Origin of the sequence: Paraburkholderia franconis, from assembly GCF_009362735.1 — a bacterium.
Taxonomy (GTDB): Bacteria; Pseudomonadota; Gammaproteobacteria; order Burkholderiales; family Burkholderiaceae; genus Paraburkholderia; species Paraburkholderia franconis.
This window is the reverse complement of the sequence record NZ_WHNP01000109.1, coordinates 1-16,970: the sequence shown is the minus strand read 5'-3', so window position 1 is coordinate 16,970 and position 16,970 is coordinate 1. Positions and strand designations below refer to the sequence as shown.

At 65.5% G+C, this 16,970-nt stretch carries 17 protein-coding genes and 1 pseudogene; 8 read left to right on the top strand and 10 right to left on the bottom strand.

Features of this window, described 5'->3' with window-relative positions; genetic code table 11:
* Nucleotides 1-269: 269 nt before the first annotated feature.
* The 6 genes from GCT13_RS48895 (at nt 270) to GCT13_RS43520 (ending at nt 6,022) form a co-directional block, all read left to right on the top strand.
* A complete protein-coding gene (locus tag GCT13_RS48895) occupies nt 270-482 on the top strand; it encodes a hypothetical protein (RefSeq protein ID WP_193727935.1) in 213 nt (70 codons plus the stop codon).
* 78 nt (nt 483-560) lie between these two features.
* On the top strand, nt 561-1,691 hold the full coding sequence (ada, locus tag GCT13_RS43540) for a bifunctional DNA-binding transcriptional regulator/O6-methylguanine-DNA methyltransferase Ada (RefSeq protein WP_152767934.1): 1,131 nt from the start codon (nt 561-563) through the stop codon (nt 1,689-1,691).
* Nucleotides 1,688-2,617: a DNA-3-methyladenine glycosylase family protein gene (locus tag GCT13_RS43535; protein WP_407670951.1), complete on the top strand. Its 930-nt coding sequence runs from the start codon at nt 1,688-1,690 to the stop codon at nt 2,615-2,617. The genes ada and GCT13_RS43535 overlap by 4 nt, the downstream gene beginning before the upstream one ends.
* A gap of 261 nt (nt 2,618-2,878) precedes the next feature.
* A complete protein-coding gene (gene gshA, locus GCT13_RS43530; protein ID WP_152767933.1) occupies nt 2,879-4,492 on the top strand; it encodes a glutamate--cysteine ligase in 1,614 nt (537 codons plus the stop codon).
* A 247-nt stretch (nt 4,493-4,739) separates the two neighbouring features.
* On the top strand, nt 4,740-5,216 hold the full coding sequence (locus tag GCT13_RS43525; protein ID WP_152767932.1) for a hypothetical protein: 477 nt from the start codon (nt 4,740-4,742) through the stop codon (nt 5,214-5,216).
* Nucleotides 5,217-5,323: 107 nt separating this feature from the next.
* A complete protein-coding gene (locus GCT13_RS43520) occupies nt 5,324-6,022 on the top strand; it encodes an OmpA family protein (protein WP_152767931.1) in 699 nt (232 codons plus the stop codon).
* A gap of 56 nt (nt 6,023-6,078) precedes the next feature.
* Here GCT13_RS43520 and GCT13_RS43515 read toward each other — a convergent pair whose 3' ends face one another.
* Entirely contained in the window at nt 6,079-7,722 is a 1,644-nt protein-coding gene (locus GCT13_RS43515; RefSeq protein WP_227747320.1) for a DHA2 family efflux MFS transporter permease subunit, read from the bottom strand.
* Nucleotides 7,723-7,861: 139 nt separating this feature from the next.
* Nucleotides 7,862-8,398, bottom strand: coding sequence for a MarR family winged helix-turn-helix transcriptional regulator (locus tag GCT13_RS43510; RefSeq protein WP_152767930.1), 537 nt, complete (start codon nt 8,396-8,398; stop codon nt 7,862-7,864).
* A 275-nt stretch (nt 8,399-8,673) separates the two neighbouring features.
* Between GCT13_RS43510 and GCT13_RS43505 the strand changes: the two are divergent.
* A pseudogene (locus tag GCT13_RS43505) lies at nt 8,674-9,039 on the top strand (hypothetical protein).
* A gap of 272 nt (nt 9,040-9,311) precedes the next feature.
* Nucleotides 9,312-10,913: an efflux transporter outer membrane subunit gene (locus GCT13_RS43500; protein ID WP_152767929.1), complete on the top strand. Its 1,602-nt coding sequence runs from the start codon at nt 9,312-9,314 to the stop codon at nt 10,911-10,913.
* Nucleotides 10,914-11,029: 116 nt separating this feature from the next.
* Here the strand turns inward: GCT13_RS43500 and GCT13_RS43495 are convergent, their stop codons facing one another.
* The 8 genes from GCT13_RS43495 to gspG all read right to left on the bottom strand — a co-directional run.
* On the bottom strand, nt 11,030-11,809 hold the full coding sequence (locus GCT13_RS43495; RefSeq protein ID WP_152767928.1) for a type II secretion system protein N: 780 nt from the start codon (nt 11,807-11,809) through the stop codon (nt 11,030-11,032).
* 22 nt (nt 11,810-11,831) lie between these two features.
* The gene (gene gspM, locus GCT13_RS43490) at nt 11,832-12,335 is read right to left on the bottom strand and encodes a type II secretion system protein GspM (RefSeq protein ID WP_152767927.1); all 504 of its coding nucleotides are present in this window, start codon (nt 12,333-12,335) and stop codon (nt 11,832-11,834) included.
* A complete protein-coding gene (gspL, locus tag GCT13_RS43485) occupies nt 12,332-13,726 on the bottom strand; it encodes a type II secretion system protein GspL (protein WP_152767926.1) in 1,395 nt (464 codons plus the stop codon). Before gspL ends, gspM begins: the two co-directional genes overlap by 4 nt.
* Before the next feature lie 28 nt (nt 13,727-13,754).
* Complete coding sequence (gene gspK, locus GCT13_RS43480) at nt 13,755-14,870, bottom strand: type II secretion system minor pseudopilin GspK (RefSeq protein WP_152767925.1); 1,116 nt, start codon at nt 14,868-14,870, stop codon at nt 13,755-13,757.
* 1 nt (nt 14,871) lies between these two features.
* Nucleotides 14,872-15,576, bottom strand: a complete 705-nt coding sequence (locus GCT13_RS43475) for a PulJ/GspJ family protein (RefSeq protein WP_152767924.1) — start codon at nt 15,574-15,576, stop codon at nt 14,872-14,874.
* Entirely contained in the window at nt 15,554-15,976 is a 423-nt protein-coding gene (gene gspI, locus GCT13_RS43470) for a type II secretion system minor pseudopilin GspI (protein WP_152767923.1), read from the bottom strand. The genes GCT13_RS43475 and gspI overlap by 23 nt, the downstream gene beginning before the upstream one ends.
* The gene (locus tag GCT13_RS43465) at nt 15,976-16,566 is read right to left on the bottom strand and encodes a GspH/FimT family pseudopilin (RefSeq protein WP_152767922.1); all 591 of its coding nucleotides are present in this window, start codon (nt 16,564-16,566) and stop codon (nt 15,976-15,978) included. The genes gspI and GCT13_RS43465 overlap by 1 nt, the downstream gene beginning before the upstream one ends.
* 45 nt (nt 16,567-16,611) lie before the next feature.
* The coding region (gene gspG / locus GCT13_RS43460; RefSeq protein WP_152758490.1) for a type II secretion system major pseudopilin GspG at nt 16,612-16,970 on the bottom strand (359 nt) is incomplete at its 5' end.

The following is a 16,970-nucleotide window of genomic DNA, read 5'->3' as shown; positions in this document are numbered from 1 at the left end:
CAGGCACAAGGCGAGATCTCCCCAGGTAAGAACGCACTCCTTCATCGCACAACCGCCGCATCTACGCCACTTCGCCTTGATCACGGGAGCTTCGCGGTTACGTGCCCGCTCGCCCTGCTCGGCAGCGCCTTCTATACGGTTCTTGTCCATCGGCTCGCGATTTACGCTCCACGCTTCCTCCCCACACTCGGTCACCCTCATGCAGTTGCGCTTCACTTCATTTGCCGTGATCAGCTTATGGCGGGACTTCCACCCGCAGGAGTGCGCCCATGCTGGGCGCACACGAAAAAAAGCCCGCTCGATTGGAGCGGGCTGAATCCATATCAGGAGGAGACATGGAGGAGACAGAAACCACTATACACGCCGGCTTGATGCGACGCAATAACTTTTTAAGGGAAAACCCCAATTTTTTCATCGGCGCGTTTTGTCCCGAAATTTGGGAATTTACCCGCCGGCCGCAGCCAACCACGTGGGCCAAATGACAGAGCAAGAACCGGAGCGTAGTGTGTAAGCGTGCTCGCTAAAGTGGTAAGCATCGAAACCGTCCCTCGGGGCAAACGATGAACACAGCCTTCTCCAAAGCCGCTCCCGCCGCATTCGCCACTGACGACGAACGCTGGGCGGCCGTTCTGAACCGCGACGTGTCCGCCGACGGCGCCTTCTTCTACGGCGTCCGGACGACGGGCGTATTCTGCCGTCCGTCGTGCGCGTCGCGGCTGCCGCGGCGGGACAACGTCGACTTTTTCGACTCGACCGACGAGGCGCGCGCGGCCGGCTATCGCGAGTGCAAGCGCTGTCAGCCGGGCGGCTTGCCGCGCGAACTCGAGATCGTCAATCGCGCGTGCGCCGCGCTCGACGCCGATCCGCAGCGGCGTCTCACGCTCGCGCAGTTGAGCGAGGCCGTGCACGTCAGCCCGTTTCATCTGCAGCGGCTCTTCAAACGCGTGGTCGGCGTGTCGCCGCGCCAGTATCAGGCGGCGCAACGCGGCGCCGCGCTGCGCGACGCGTTGCAGCGCGGCGCGGACGTCACGCGCGCGACTGTCGACGCGGGTTTCGGCTCGCCATCGCGCATGTACGATACGGCGGCAGCCGAGCTCGGCATGGCGCCGTCCGAATATCGGCGCAAGGGTGCCGGACTGCGCGTCCGCTACGCCAGCGCGCCGACTTCGCTCGGCCTCGTGCTGGTCGCGACAACCGACAAGGGCATCTGCAAGATCGCCTTTGGCGACGATGAACGGCCGCTCGTGGACGGCCTGCGCAAGGAATTCGCGAGCGCGGAACTGATTGCCGACCCCGCGCGGCTCGCGCCGTTCATCGAGCAAATCGATGCGTATTTGCGCGGCAAGCGTCAGCGCTTCGATCTCCCGCTCGACATCGCCGCGACCGCTTTCCAGCAGCGCGTGTGGGAAGCGTTGCGACGCATCCCCTACGGCGAAACGCGCAGCTACTCGCAGATCGCCGAAGCGGTCGGCTCGCCGCGCGCAGTGCGGGCCGTCGCGAGCGCCTGCGCGTCGAATCCCGTCGCACTCGCGATACCATGCCATCGCGTCGTGCAGAAAGGCGGTGCTCTGGCGGGCTACCGCTGGGGCGTCGCGCGCAAGGCGATGCTGCTCGACGCGGAAGCGCACCACGAAGCGAAAGCCGACGACGAAGCCACCCAACCCATCGCCGACATGGATCACGCCGCGTGAGCACCACGCAGACCGCCACCGCCACGCTCGAACTGCCGTTCAAGGCGCCTTATGACTGGCCGCGCGTTCTGCGCTTCTTTGCGGGCCGCGCGACGCCAGGCGTCGAAGCAGTCGAAGACGGCGTATGGCGCCGCGCGATCGACTGGAACGGCGACAGCGGCACGCTCGCCGTGCACAAGCATCCGAAGCGACGCTGCATTGTCGCCACGATCGACGGCGCGGCGAGCCGTCACGCAGAGGCGCTCGCAGCGCCGATCGCACGCATGTTCGACCTGCATGCCGATCCGAAGGGAATCGGCGCGAGCCTTGCCGCCGATCCCTGGCTTGCGCCGCTCGTCGATGCGGTGCCGGGTCTGCGCGTACCCGGCGCGTGGTCCGCGTTCGAGCTCGTCGTCCGGGCGATCGTCGGCCAGCAGGTCAGCGTGAAAGCCGCGACGACGATCATCGGACGAATCGTTCGGCGCGCAGGTGAACGCATCGAAGACCACCCGCACGAAACGACGGCATGGCGCTTCCCGACACCCGCCGCGCTCGCCGCCGTCGACCTTGCGCAGATCGGCATGCCGGGCAAGCGCATCGATGCGCTGCAGGGCTTTGCGCGCGCCGTCGCGTCGGGAGACGTGCCCGTCGACAGCGTCGCCAACGCGTCGGTCGATGTCGCGCAATTGCGCGCGTCGCTGCTTGCGCTGCCGGGCATCGGTCCGTGGACGGTCGAATACGTCGCGATGCGCGCGTGGCGTGACGCCGACGCGTGGCCCGCATGGGATCTCGTGCTGATGCAGGCGATCGCCGCGCGCGACCCGGCGCTCGTCCGCCCCAACCAGCAACGCGCGCGCACCGACGCATGGCGGCCGTGGCGCTCGTATGCGGCGATGCATCTGTGGAACGAAGTCGCCGATCGCGCGGGCGCCGCACGCGGCGGCTAGCGGCCTTCCGCAAACTTGTGCAGATACCGTCGATCGACTTCACGCCTCGGCTCGGCGTAGAGTGAAGGACGCGGACCGGTCATCGCAGACAAGCGTGGTCATGTGCCGCGCGCGAGCGCGACTAGCCGCCCGAAACGGCCCCAAGCAGCCGTTCTGGCGAGATGTTAAAGTGCCCGCTACCGAAAATTCCGCCGAACGTTGTCGACCGCGCCGAGCAGCACCGTGCGGCGCATGGCGGCCGACGATGTTCGACCCGCATCAATGCCAAACACGACACTCTCCCGCACGACCGACGCGCTGTTGCACCGCCTGTCCGTGCTGACATCTGGCCCGCAGCGCGACGCGCTGACGACCGGTTTGCGCGGCATCGAAAAGGAAAGCCTGCGCGTGACGGTGGACGGCCATCTTGCGATGACGTCGCATCCACGCACGCTCGGCTCGGCACTCACGCACCCTTCGCTGACCACCGACTATTCGGAAGCGCTGCTCGAACTCATCACGCCAGCCGAGCATGACGCTTCGACCACGCTCGAGCGTCTCGATACATTGCATCGCTTCGTCTATTCGGCGATCGGCGACGAACTGCTCTGGAACAACTCGATGCCGGGCCTGCTCCCCGAGGACGACGAGATTCCCATTGCGGACTACGGCACGTCGAACATCGGCAGGTTGAAGTACGTGTACCGCGTCGGCCTCGCGCTGCGGTACGGACGCACGATGCAGTGCATCGCGGGTGTTCACTACAACTATTCGTTGAACGAAGAAGTGTGGCGGCTCCTTCGCGCCGACCAGCAATCGACGGCAAACGCGGTCGATTTCCAGTCCGAGCGCTATCTCGCGCTGATCCGCAATTTCCGGCGCACGAGCTGGCTGCTGATGTATCTGTTCGGCGCGTCGCCGGCACTCGACGCGCGCTTCCTGCGCGGCCGTCCGCACACGCTCGAAACATTCGACGCCGACACGCTCTATCGTCCGTACGCGACGAGCCTGCGCATGAGCGACCTCGGCTATTCGAACACGACCGCGCAAGCCGCGCTGCACGCCGACTACGACACGTTGCAGGGCTATCTCGACGCGCTCGCGAAAGCCGTCAGCCAGCCGTATCCGCCGTACGAGGCAATCGGCACGCAGCGCGACGGCGAATGGGTGCAGATCAACACCAACGTGCTGCAGATCGAAAACGAGTTCTACTCGACGATCCGTCCGAAGCGCGTCACGTATTCGGGCGAGCGGCCGTTGCATGCACTCGCCGCGCGCGGCGTGCAGTACGTCGAAGTGCGCTGCATGGACATCGATCCGTTCGAGCCGACGGGCATCTCGCTCGAGACGGCGCGTTTTCTCGACGCCTATCTGCTCGTCTGCGCGCTCGACGACAGCGCGCCGCTGCCGCCGCCGGCCTACACGGAAGCGAACCAGAACTTCGGCCGCGTGACGATGGAAGGGCGCAAGCCCGGCCTCGAACTGGTCCGCGATGGGCAACCCGTCAACATGCTCGACTGGGCCAACGAACTGCTCGCGAAGATCGATCACGCAGCCGCCGCGCTCGATCGGATTCGCGGCGACGACAGCCACGCGCGCTCGGTCGCTACACAACGCGCGAAGCTCGCGGATACGTCGCTGACGCCATCGGCCCGCGTGCTGCAGATCATGCGCGACAAACAGCAAAGCTTTCTCGCATTCGGCCTCGCTCAAAGCGTCGCGCACGCGGAGCATTTCCGAGCGCGTCCGCTGGATCCGACGCAAGCGCAGGAATTCGCCGCGCTGGCCGTCGAATCGCTGGCCCAACAGCAGAAGCTGGAGCGCGAAGAAGTCGGTTCGTTCGATGCGTTCGTAGCCGCGTATCGCGCTTACACGCTGAACCGCTTCAGCGTTTAGCGCGAAAGACGGCGAGCATCTGAGCCTGAGCCGCGCAGCAAAAAGGGCAGCCCGTGCTGCCTTTTTTGTGCCTGCATCAAATCCCGTCTGGGCCGGAAATTGCTGCACGTCGATGTTGCGCTGCCTCAATGCCGATCGGCTCACGTGCGCCATGCTCGCCTGATGAAACATGCCGCTGCGGCTGCGGTCCAACTTTCATAACGCAGCGCCTTAGTGCTCGGCCTTACAAATGGGAGGAAGTCCGGTGATGAGAAAAAGTCTGATGGCCGTGCTCTGCGTGCTGGCCGCTGGCTGTTCGACGCAAGGGCAGGTCAATCCCGATGTGATGCAGATCGCGACCGCGCCACTGACCTGCACGAGCAAAGCCCAGTGCGACGCCTGGTGGCAGCGCGCGCACTCGTGGGTCACGACGCATTCGCGCTATGAGGTCGCGACCGCAACGGATTCGCTGATCCAGACGACGGGCCCCGAGGGGGGCAAGCGCGCGCTCGCCTTCGAGATCACGAAGACGCCGAACAACGACGGCACGTCGACGATCGGCTTCGCCGCGCATTGCGACAGTTCGCTCGGATGCAAGCCGAATCCCTGGGAGGCCGGCGCCGATTTCAAGCAGTTCGTACGGGCAAGCTCGCCGAATCTGGCGTCGCCGGCGACGTCCGGTCAAGCGGCCGGAACTAACGGGCAATCGACATCGTCGCCGACAGGAGAGCCGGTCTCTCAGTAAGAGCACTCAAGGGGCGTCAAAGCATTTTTAAGACTTCTCCGATTGGGAATTAGGCTCGCAAGACTCATCGTCTCGCAGGCTTATTTTTCATCATCGGGAAAGTCTTTATGTTTATTCGTACTCTGACGGCCATTGCATGCGCTGCGGGTATCGCGGGCTGCACGTCGTATTCAGGCCCAACCCACAATACCGACATCGTCACGCTCTCCGACGGAACGCAAGCGTATCGCGTGCAGTGTCTCGGTCTGGCGGAAGGCATGCAAGCCTGCATGGACGAAGTCCAGCGTCTTTGCGGCGACAAGCAGGTCAAACGCATCGATCCGGCCGATCCCAAATCGACGGATTTCGTGTGGCTGAACGAGCGGCGCGAAATCACGTTCCAGTGCGAGACGCCCGTCGTCGCGACGCCAGCGCCCGCGGTCGTAGCAACGCCTGTCGCCGCGCCCGTCGTGGCGCCTGTGCGCAAAGTGACGTTGCAGTCCGACGCAAACTTCGCCGTCAACAGCGCCGTGTTGACACCCGCAGCAACCGCGAAGCTCGACAACTTCATCGCGCAAAATCGCGATGTCGGTATCGAACGTCTGACGATCGCCGGCTACACCGATTCCACCGGCTCGGCGAAGCTGAATGAGCGTCTTTCGGCGGCGCGCGCCCGCTCCGTGCAGCGCTATCTCGCGACGGCCGGCATGCGTGCTTCCAGGTGGGACGTCCAGGGCTATGGCGCGGCGTCGCCCGTCGCGCCGAACACGAGCGCGGTCGGACGCGCGAAGAACCGTCGAGTCGAGATTCAGATCGACGGGAAGTAATCTCTCTCGCAGCGAAGTATCCGGGAGCGATCGCGCTTCCGTTCCCAGCGGCGGCGTCAATGTCCCATTGATGCCGCCGCGCCTTTTTGGGGCTTCGTAACCCACACCAGACACGCGAGCACGATGAAACACGCAAACGAAATGCGGAAGAAATCGTTGGTCGCCATCATGTAGCCTTGCTGCGTGACGATCTCGTTCAGTTGCGCCGTCACAGCTTGCCCCTGAAGACCCAACGACGTCAGCAGATCGCTATAAGACGTCGTATTCGCCGAATAGGCGCTCACCGATTCCGACAACACCGCATGGTGATAGATCGCGTCGTTTTCCCAATACGTCGTGCTGATCGCCGTACCGATTGCGCCCGACAAGGTCCGCAGAAAATTCGATAACCCGGAGGCGCTCGCCAGACGCTCGTCCGTGATGCTGGACAGCGTGATCGTCGTCATCGGCACGAAGAAGCACGCAACGCCGATGCCCTGCACGAGGCGCGGCAGGATCATCTGATTGAACGGCGCATCGAGCGTGAACGTCGAGTTCCACAGCGACACGAACGCGAACACGACGAACGCGAAGCTCGCAACGATTCGCAGATTCAGCCGATGCATGTTGCGTCCGATCATCGGCGACAACACGAGCGCGAGCAGGCCGACAGGCGCCGTCGCGAGCCCGGCGAGTCCCGCCGTGTAGCCCATCACCGTCTGCAGCCAGAGCGGAAAGATCACCACGGAGCCGAAGAACGCCATGAAGCCGAACGAGATGATCAGCGCGCCGAGTGCGAAATTGCGGTCCTTGAAAAGCGTCAGCTCGACAACCGGCTCTTTCTCAGTCATCTCCCACACGAGCATAAAGGCAAGCGACGTCACCGCGATGATCGCGAGCGCGACGATGAACGTCGAATTGAACCAGTCGCGGTCCTTGCCGAGGTCGAGCATCATCTGCAAACACGCGACGCCCGTCACGAGCAGCCCGAGTCCGATGCCATCGATGCGCTGTTTCGTGGTCGGCGTTTCGCGCCCGCGCAGCAGCAGAAACGCGCACGCCGCCGAAAACAGACCGATCGGCAGATTGATGTAGAAGATCCACGGCCACGTGTAGTTGTCGGTGATCCAGCCGCCCATCACCGGGCCGAAGATCGGCGCGACGATCACCGTCATCGCCCACAAGCCGAGTGCGAGGCCGCGCTTTTCGAGCGGATACGAACGCATAAGAATCGTCTGCGACAACGGCACCATCGGCCCCGACACGAGCCCCTGGATCAGACGGAACGCGATCAGTGATTCGAAGTTCTGAGCAAAGCCACAGGCGGCGGACGCCAGCGTAAACAACAGCACCGACAGCGTGAACAGCTGCACTTCGCCGACGCGCCGCGCGAGCCAGCCCGTCAGCGGCACGGCGATCGCCGATGCGACCGAATACGACGAAATGACCCACGTGCCTTCGCTCGTCGCAACGCCGAGGCTGCCGGAAATCGTCGGCACGGCGACATTGGCGATCGACGTGTCGAGCACTTCCATGAACGTGCCCAACGCGAGGCCCACGGTGAGCAGCGCCAGCGTGCCGCCGGCAAGCGGGGCGGGGGCCGGTGCAGCAAGGTTGCCAGACACAGACGCGCCGGGTGGCGCGGCATCGGACGCGGGCGCGTCGGAGGAGGCCGGCAATTCAGCCGTCGCGTCGTCGGAAGCGGAAGTCGATGCGCTCATTCGCGTATTCTCCCAGTCGCGGCAGAAGAACTTGCCGCGGCATGGAAATGCGGTCCACATATGACCACACTTTCATGTCCCGACACTCTCTGCCCAGACAGCTATATCTTCAAAACAAAGCCGTGCTCGGCGCGGCCGCTTACACGTCGTCGCTCGAAGCGGACGATCCGTGTTCTTCGTCTTCGTGTTCGCCGCCAGCGCGACAGCCGCCAGCACCGTTTCCTGCATCGATGCCGTTGGCAATGAAACGGCTCAGCAGCTCGATCAACGTCGCCAGATCCGCTTCGGAAAAACCGCGCAGCTGTTCATTGAGCACGGCCGCGCCGATCCCCGGCAATTGCGACGCGGCGTGAAGGCCTTGCGACGTGAGTTCCAGCTTCACGATGCGTCGATCCTTGTCACTGCGCGAGCGCGCGATCAGCCCTTTCTTTTCGAGGCGATCGAGCATTCGCGTCATCGAGCCGCTGTCGTACGCCATGGCCCGCGACAACTCGAATGGCGTCGTCGCGCGGCCGCACGACAGCAGCAGGATCACGCCGATCTGCTGCGTCGTCAGCCCGAGGTGCGCGACCGCCCGATCCGTGCGGTCGACCAGCACATTCCGCGCTTTGGTCAGGTAATAACCGAGGCTCGACTCGAGGTGAATCGACTCCGGCTGATACGGGCCGTCTGTCATGAGAGTTCTAATGAAAACCGCAGGGCGGATACGCACCGCATGGACTTCAGGGATTCTATCTGCCCAGGCAGCGAAATCAAACACGCCGGCGGCCGACAAGAAATGCCATCCCAAAAAACAACACAAGACCATGCTGCGAAGCACAGTATGTTGAAAATTAATTGCATGGTCAATATTATTACAGGCAACGAGTTACGCGATCCGCGTCATCGGAGACCATGTTCTGACCGCACTTGCGTGCGCCTTCCTTTGCCGGCGCACAGAGGATTCCCGCGATGCTGTACCTGAAAAACACCTTCGGCGGCTGGAGCCGCTCATTGACCGAGTCGGCGCTACAAACACTTCAAGGGACCCACCGCTGGTGGAAAGTGGCCCTGTATGCGGTGATCTTCGTTCTGCCGGGCGGGTCTCTTGGGGTATTGCTCTTCGCGTGGATCGAACGCCGGCGCTCGCGCAAGGCCAGAACGCAGGCTGTCAGGCCCGTCGCGCTGTTGGCCGCTCCGCTCAAAGCCCGGTCCACGGGCAACCGTCAGACGATCGCGCCCGCCGCTGCAATTTGACGGGCGCGTTCCGATTCGCCGCCTTGCCGCGCGGCCGCAGGCAAACAGGCGCGGCAGACGACGGCTGATCCGCGCGTCTGAAGAATCTGCTGTTTCTCGCGACCAAGGCCGCCGCGACAGGCGGCCTTCGTTTTCCCACGCCCCGGCGCGCCTTCCCGTAACGGCGCGTAACCGTCGACTCACCGTCGGTAACACACGTTAAGCGCGTGCCGCATTACTCTTCTGTTTTCGTCGCAGGCGCCGCGTAAGCTGCCATTCGAGCCATCGCGGAGACGCGCCGGTTGTCGCGCGGGCGGCCGCTCAGCGACAGCGTCGGCGCGTTGCGCCATCCGAATCAACAGGAATTCATTTGCATGCGGTTTAATCGAACTTCGCGCGCCCGTGCCGCAGTCGCGAACGTCGCGCGGCCGCGCGTGCTAAGCGTAGCCGTCGCCGCTGCGCTGATGGCCGCGCTTGCCGGCTGCGCCGTCGGTCCCGACTACAAACGGCCGTCCGTCGACGTTCCCGCTTCATACAAGGAAGCCGCCGACGGCTGGAAAGTCGCGCAGCCCGCCGACCAGCAGGATCGTGGCAGCTGGTGGGGCATCTACAACGATCCGCAACTGAACGCGCTCGAAGACAAGCTCAACGCGTCGAACCAGAGCATCGCGCAGTTCGCCGCCGCGTACCGGCAGGCGCGCGCGCTCGTCGGCGAGGCGCGCGCCGCGTATTTCCCCGTGATTAGCGCGTCGGGAGACGCCACGCGTTCGCGCTCGCCAAGCCGCAACTTCAGCGGCTCAGTGACAGGCGGGGGCGGCGGCACGACGTCATCGCTGAGCAGCTCTGGCACGATCAGCAACAGCTACAACCTGTCGCTCGACGCCACCTGGGAACCGGACCTCTGGGGCAAGGTCAGCCGCACCGTCGCCGCGCAAAAAGCCGGCCAGCAAAGCGCGGCCGCCGATCTGGCGAACACTCGCCTTTCCGCGCAGGCCACGCTCGCGCAAACCTACTTCAATATCCGTTCGCTCGACGCGCAGCAAAAGCTGCTCGACGACACGGTCGCTGCCTATCAGCGCACGCTCACGCTCACGCAGAACCGCTATGCGCAAGGCGTCGCCGCGCGCTCGGATGTGATTCAGGCGCAAACGCAGCTGCAATCGGCGCAAGCCGCGGCCATCGACAACGGCGTCGCGCGCGCGCAGAACGAGCATGCGATCGCCGTGCTGGTCGGCGAACCGGCTTCGACCTTTTCGCTGCCGCCCGCGCCCCTCGACGCCGTGCCGCCCGCCGTGCCCGCGCAGTTGCCGTCCGCGCTGCTCGAACGGCGGCCGGATATCGCGTCGGCGGAACGCAAGGCCGCAGCGGCGAACGAGCAGATCGGCGTTGCGATTTCCGCGTTCTTCCCGACGCTGACACTGTCCGCGAGTGGCGGCTTCGAAAGCTCGGTGTTCTCGCAACTGCTGACGGCGCCGTCGCGCTTCTGGACGCTCGGCCCGCAACTGGCCGCGACGATTTTCGATGCAGGCCTGCGCAGCGCCCAGACGCAAGCGGCGCGCGCCGCATATGACCAGGACGTCGCCACGTATCGGCTGACGGTGCTGACGGCATTCCAGGATGTCGAGGATAACCTTGCATCGCTGCGCATCCTCGAGCGGGAAATCACAGTTCAGCAGGCAGCCGTGCAGTCCGCGCAGCAGGCGCTCGACATCGTCACCAATCAGTACAAGTCAGGCACCGTCGGTTATCTGAACGTACTGACCGCGCAAACCACCGCGTTCACGGCAGAGCAGAAGCTCGCGAGCATCGCGGGTCAGCGGATGGTGTCGTCGGTGGGTCTCGTGAAAGCGCTGGGCGGCGGCTGGGATGCATTGCAGATGGACCGCGAGACGGGCGGCGTCGCGGCACCCGCGCCAGCGTCGGCGCCGGCAGCTACACCCGCCACGCCTGTTGCAAAAGCGGCCGCAGCCGGTTGAACTCAAGGCTGAGCCTCACTTACACGCACGACTCGAACGCAACGCAAACGCAAACGGCCGCCACGCGCGAACATGGTGGCCGTTGTGTTTGTGATCGTCTGTGACCCGCGCGAAGGTCAGTGGGTGAAAGTCAGCGCGACCTGTCCGGGACCCGTCGGGCGCCCGAGCACATTCAGCAATCCGGCGAGATTGTCGGCGGCATCGGGCGTCGCGCTCGCCTGGCCGTTGAACGACGTCGACGCTTCGCTGAGCGTGCCGTGACCGGTGAGCAGCAGCGGTCCCTTCGATGTCGTCAGGTCGAGCGTGCCCGCCGCTCCCTGCGCCTGGAACACGACGCGATACGACCCGAGCGGCTTCACGCGCGAGACGCGCGAGCTCATGTCGTTCAGCGTGATGATCAACTGACCGTACGTCTGGCGGTTGAAGCTGCGCCAGTCGGTCCATGTGAGGCGCACGTCGCCTTGCAGATCGAGCGTATTGAACGGCGCGCCCAGACCCGCGAGCAGCGAAGCCGACACGGTAATCGTGCCGCCCGAAAGCGTCGCGCTGCGCAGCGTCGCGTCGACGGTGACAGGGTCGGGCATCGCTTCGCTTTGCCGCATCTGCATGCGCACGCGGCCCGTGAAGAGCGGCCAGAAAGACGTATGCCATTCGATGCGACCCGGCAGCAGCGTGGCCGCTTCGGCGCCGGGCCCGGCCGCGAGCATCAGCGAAGCCGAGCCGTGCCACAGCGACCCCGACGGATCGATGAGATTCACGTGCCCTTGCGTGGCCTTCGAGAACTGCGGCGTGATCCACGCGGCAGGCGCCATCACGAGCAAGACAACCAGATTCGCGATAAACGCGACGACGATCCAGGGCAGCGCGATGCGCAATCGCCGCATCCAGACATTCATGCGTGGTCCCGTGGCAGCGCCGTCATTTGATGGTCGCGGGTTGCAGCGATGCCGTCAGGTCCACTTGGCCGTCGGCCTTCAGCCCCGTCACGTGCGCTTCGGACACCTGCACCTTGAACTGCCGGCGCGCGTCGTCGAGCCATTGCGTCCATGCCGGAAACGACGCGTTCTTCAGCTGGATCTGCACGGCGTTGCCGAGCACCTGCACCTGCGTCGGCGCGAGACCGTGATCGTTCAGCGAGGCCGTCAGCGCATCCTTGAGCGCGCCGCCCGTCGGCGCAGCGCCCTGGGCCGCCGCCGACAGCGTGCGCGCCTCGTTGGCTTGCGCGGTCATCTGCGAGAGCTGACGCTGCAGGCCCGGAATCGATTCGCGCAGCCGCGCGCGGCCTTCCTGCGCGGGCGCCCACGCCACCGACCACACGATCACGACGGCCAGCACCGCGCTGCCCCACGTCAGGAGCGCCTTTTCGCGCGCCGTGCGTCCTTCCCAGAAACCGGCCCACGCGTTCAAGAGTTCAGCTTTCATTGTCCGTTCCTGATGGTCCACTTGCCGGTATTGCTGTCGATCGCGCCGTTCAGGCCATTGCGTGTCAGACGCTGCGGGAAGTCTGCATCGACCTTGACCTCGGGCTTGAACGTCACGTCGAGCCGCCGGTCGTGATACTCCAGAGCGGCAAGGCCGTTGACGGGCACCGGCCCGAGCGAGCGCGCGAGGCCGTCCGCGAGCGACAGGAAATCATCCGGCGACAGCTCGCCTGCCGCGACACGCAACTGCTGCAGCTGACGCGCCATCTGGTCCGGCGCGTCGAGTACGACCGTCGTCTTCGGAAACGTGTTGAGCAGCAGTTCCGCCGTCTGCGCGTTGAGCGCGTCGCGCTGGCGCGAGAGCATCAGCCACTGCACGTTCGCGCCGATGATCGCGACCAGCACGGTCCCTGCCAGCAGCCACAGCGGCAGGCGCAAACGGCGCAGCGTCGCGCGATCGAGTCGCCACGGCTGCACCGCGAACTCGAACTGGCAGAGATCGAAGCGGCACTGGATCGCGTTGCGCGCGAGCGTCTCGAACGACAGTGGCAGCGCACCCGTGATAGGTGAGCCGCGTCCGGACTGAGCGGTCGACGACAGACGCGGCTCGCTGCCGGGCAAATCGACGAGCGTGTAGAGCGTGACGGGCGCGTTGCCCGCGAGCGCGGCGACCGTCGCATTCACGGCCGATTCTGGCAAGGCAAGCCCTTCGCCGAGCGGACCGCGCGTGAGCGCAAGTTCGACGCGTGGCGGTGCGGCATCGACGATGGCTTCCTCGCCGAGCACCACGGCCGTCGACGACACCACGTTGCCCAGCACCGCCGCGACGACGGGCGTGATGTCGTCGGCCGCCGGTTCTTCGCGCGGCGACGACGACCCTGCATCCGCGCCGGCCGCGACGGTTTCTTCCGCATGCACTTCGGGCGCAGGCGCAGCAGCCGTGGCGACAGCAGGCTCTGGCAGACACCGCGCGACAGGCACCGCCTTCACATTGCGATGGCCCGCCGCCATGAAGCCTTCGACGATAAAGCGGAACCAGCCGCGATCGACGATCGCGAGCACGTGACGATTGCCGTCGAGCGCCTGCGGGTCGAGCGCGATGTGCGTGGTCTGCGGGTCCTGGATCAGCTGGTCCTCGACGACGTTCGGCAGCGCCTGGCGCAGGCGCGGGCCCTTGAGCGGCGGGACCGTGGCGGCGAGCATCAGGCAGTCGCGCGCGCCGATCATCAGCACGGTCGACGACGCGCGCGGCAGCAGCCCGGGCGCCGAGCGGCCGGCGCGCTGGATGCGGCCCGACTTGTCGAGCAGCAGGAACGGCAGGTCGGGCAGTTCCCATTCCTGCGACGGCACCGCCGGATCACGCGGCGGCAAAAGAACGATCAGCGTGCTCAATGGCCACTCTCTCGGGAAATTGCAATGTTCATAGCTGGTCTCGTCCCCATACGATACGCGTCGTGTGCGTGAGCGCGTCGCGGTAGATGAGGGTGGTGCGGTCGACCTCGGCGCGCTCGTGCTCGACGCGGCCGTGGACGAGGAAGTAACTGGTATTCACGTCCATCTGGTTCGGATCGAACACCAGTTGCTGGGCGCCCGAGCCGCGCAGCGCCAGCTGCACATCGCCGACGTTGCGAAAGAATACGGTCTCGCGCCGCGCGACCAGGGCCTGCGCGGTCGACAGACTCATTCCCGGCACGATGGCCGCGATCACTTCTGCGGGCGCCGTATTCATATTGACGGCCGTGGCCGTCGGCAGCACGGTCACGAACGGGCGCAGCCGCGCGATCATGTCGGGCGTGAAGCCCGGCACGTCGAGCAGCGAATCGACGCCCGTCATCTGGATCGGCGCGACGGGCGCATTCTCGTCGGCATCTTCGAGGCCGGGCTGATCGGTGTAGTTGCCGCCGCCGACGGCGCCGCCCTGCAGCGCTGTCTGCGGGCTCTGCTGCGAGGCGCCCGTCAGCGGATTGGTCGGCGTCTGGAACCGCGTCGCCGACATCCGTAGCCCGGCGCGCAACTGGAGCGCCGTAGTCTTCGCGAGCTGGCCGTTGATGCCGAGCAGCTGCAGCAGCCGCTGGAACGCCTGGACCTGCTGGATGTTCAGCGTGAGCGCGCCGGGCACGGCCGTCGACACGAGATTGCGCAGGTTGAATTTGGCCTGCGCGTCCTCGATCGACCCGGAAACATACGTCGCCGCGCCTTCTTGCGCGCGCACCTCGCCGATCTGCCCGAGAAAGTCGGACAGACGCGTGCGCGCAATCGGCACGCCCCACACGCCGCCGAGGTACGTGATGCCCGCGGACGTATCGCCTTCGGAGCGCAAAATGAGGCGCGTCCAGTCGAGCGCGCCGCGCGACACCCACTGCGCCTGCGCAAGCAGCCGCTGGTTTTCGATGCGCCGGATCTGCACCTGCTGCCGCCACAGCATGCCGGCTACGAGAATCGCCGACAGCGCGACGACCAGCAGCGCGCTGATGATGGCAGCGCCGCGCTGGCTGCTGCGTTGACGAGAGGGCAAGACGACACGGCGAGCACGCATATCACTCCCCCACAAGAAAAACCCGGACGACAGGCCGCGCCAGCGAACTGGCCCCGACACTCACCTCGAGTCCCGTCACGGAGCGGGGCAACGGCGCATTGCCCAGCTGCGGAACCTTGAGGTTATTGTCGTTCTCGGTGATCGCCGACTGCACGTCTTTCATCTGCATCGTCCAGCCGACCTTCGGCACATACAGCCTGGCCGTGATCGCGCCGACACCGCCCATCAGCGGCACGGAACTCCAGTTTTCGTTCTCGCCGCCGCCCAGCGCGCGCCGCACCTCGCCGATATTCGACAGCGGCGGCGACGCATAACGGATGATGCGTCCACTGGTGATCCGGTAGCGCACGACTACGAGCCGCGGCGCCGTCCCCGACGTGTGCATGTAGCGCACGATCTGCAGCGCGTTGCCGTTCACGGCGACGGCCGGCTCGCCCGCTTCGTCGTCCGATGCGGCGTTGCGCGCGTCGATGCGCATCTGGTCGAACAGCTGCGCGAACACGCGCTCGTCTTCCATCGCGTTGGTGATCGTCTGCCGTCCGCGGATGATCTGGTCGAGCCCGCGCCACGACAGCACCGCGATCACGGCGAGAATCGCAATCGCGACGAGCAGCTCGATCAGCGTGAAGCCGCCCACCGTCTTTGCGAGCAGCGGCGATCGGCGAGCGCGCGCGACGCTGGGTCTAGAGCGAACGGTTTGTTTCATTCCCGATCACCGTTACCAGCTGTGCGAGATTGCCGGGATGTCCCGGCGTCGTCACCGAAAGCTCGACCCGCCTGAACACCGGGTTCGGCGTCGCGCTGACGTGTTCCGTGCAGATCAGCTGCAGGTTGCCCTGCGAGCAGTCGAAGCTCTGCGTGCCGACGTCGGGCCACGTATGCGCCAGATGCAGTTGCGCGAGCGCATTGTCCGCGCTCCAGCCGGCCAGCAGGCGCCGGTGCAGGTCCGCTTCGCCCGTCGCGAGACTGCCGACCGCGCGCAGCGATGCCGCCAGCGCCACCGCAATGATCGCCAGCGCAACCAGCACTTCGATCATCGTGAAGCCTTCGACAAGGGCGTTATTCACAGCGCCGCGCGAACGGCGCACACGAAGCGCGCGCATCATCAGCGCACCTCGTAACGGCCGTTGCCGGTGCCGACGATCGTCGCGCGGCCGACGGGGGAAAACAGCGTGACCTGCACGGGCGTATCGATGCTCTCGGTGCCGAACACGATGCGCTCCGAATGCGTGTCGGAGCCCGGATAGTCGATCGCCACGCCCGTCACGCCGCCTTCCCACTGGCGCGGCCCGAGCAGGTCGTCGTCGCGCAGCGGACGCCAGCCGTCGTTCGTGTGGATGTCGAAACGAAAGCCGCCTTCGATGGGCAGCCACGCAATCGGCCGCGCGCGCACCTGCGCCTCGTCGCCCGCCGATTCGAACAGCAGCGCCAGACGCTGCGCCTCTTCGTTCAGATCGGTGCGCGGATTGCGGTTCATCGACAGCGCCGCGAGCGACACCAGCAGCCCCGCGATCACCAGCACCACGAGCATTTCGAGCAGCGTGAAGCCTCGCGGCCGCCTGTGCGTACTCGCGCGCGACGCATGCCCGCGAGCGATCACGCGCAATGCATGCGCGCGCGTGCCGTCAGCGCATTCAGCGTGCGTGGTGGCCGCACGTGATGATGATGCGTGAAGCGTGCAGTCGGACGGTCGCATGGTGCCGGTAACGATCAACGTCAATATCAGGGAAGCAAACGACGCCTACTGCCACGAGCCGACGTCGGCATCGTTGCCTTCGCCGCCCGGCTTGCCGTCCGCGCCATAGCTGAACACGTCGATCTCGCCGTGCACGCCCGGATTCAGGTACTGATACGTATTGCCCCACGGATCGTTCGGCAGACGCTCGAGATAGCCGCCGTCCTTCCAGTTGTTCGGGATCGGGTCCGTGGTCGGCTTTTCGATCAGCGCGCGCAGGCCCTGCTCCTGGGTCGGATAGCGGCCGTTGTCGAGCCGGTACAGCTTGAGCGACTGCATGATGGTGCCGATGTCCTGCTTCGCCGCCACGCGGCGCGCTTCGTCCGGACGGCTCATGATCTTCGGCACGATCAGCGCGGCCAGAA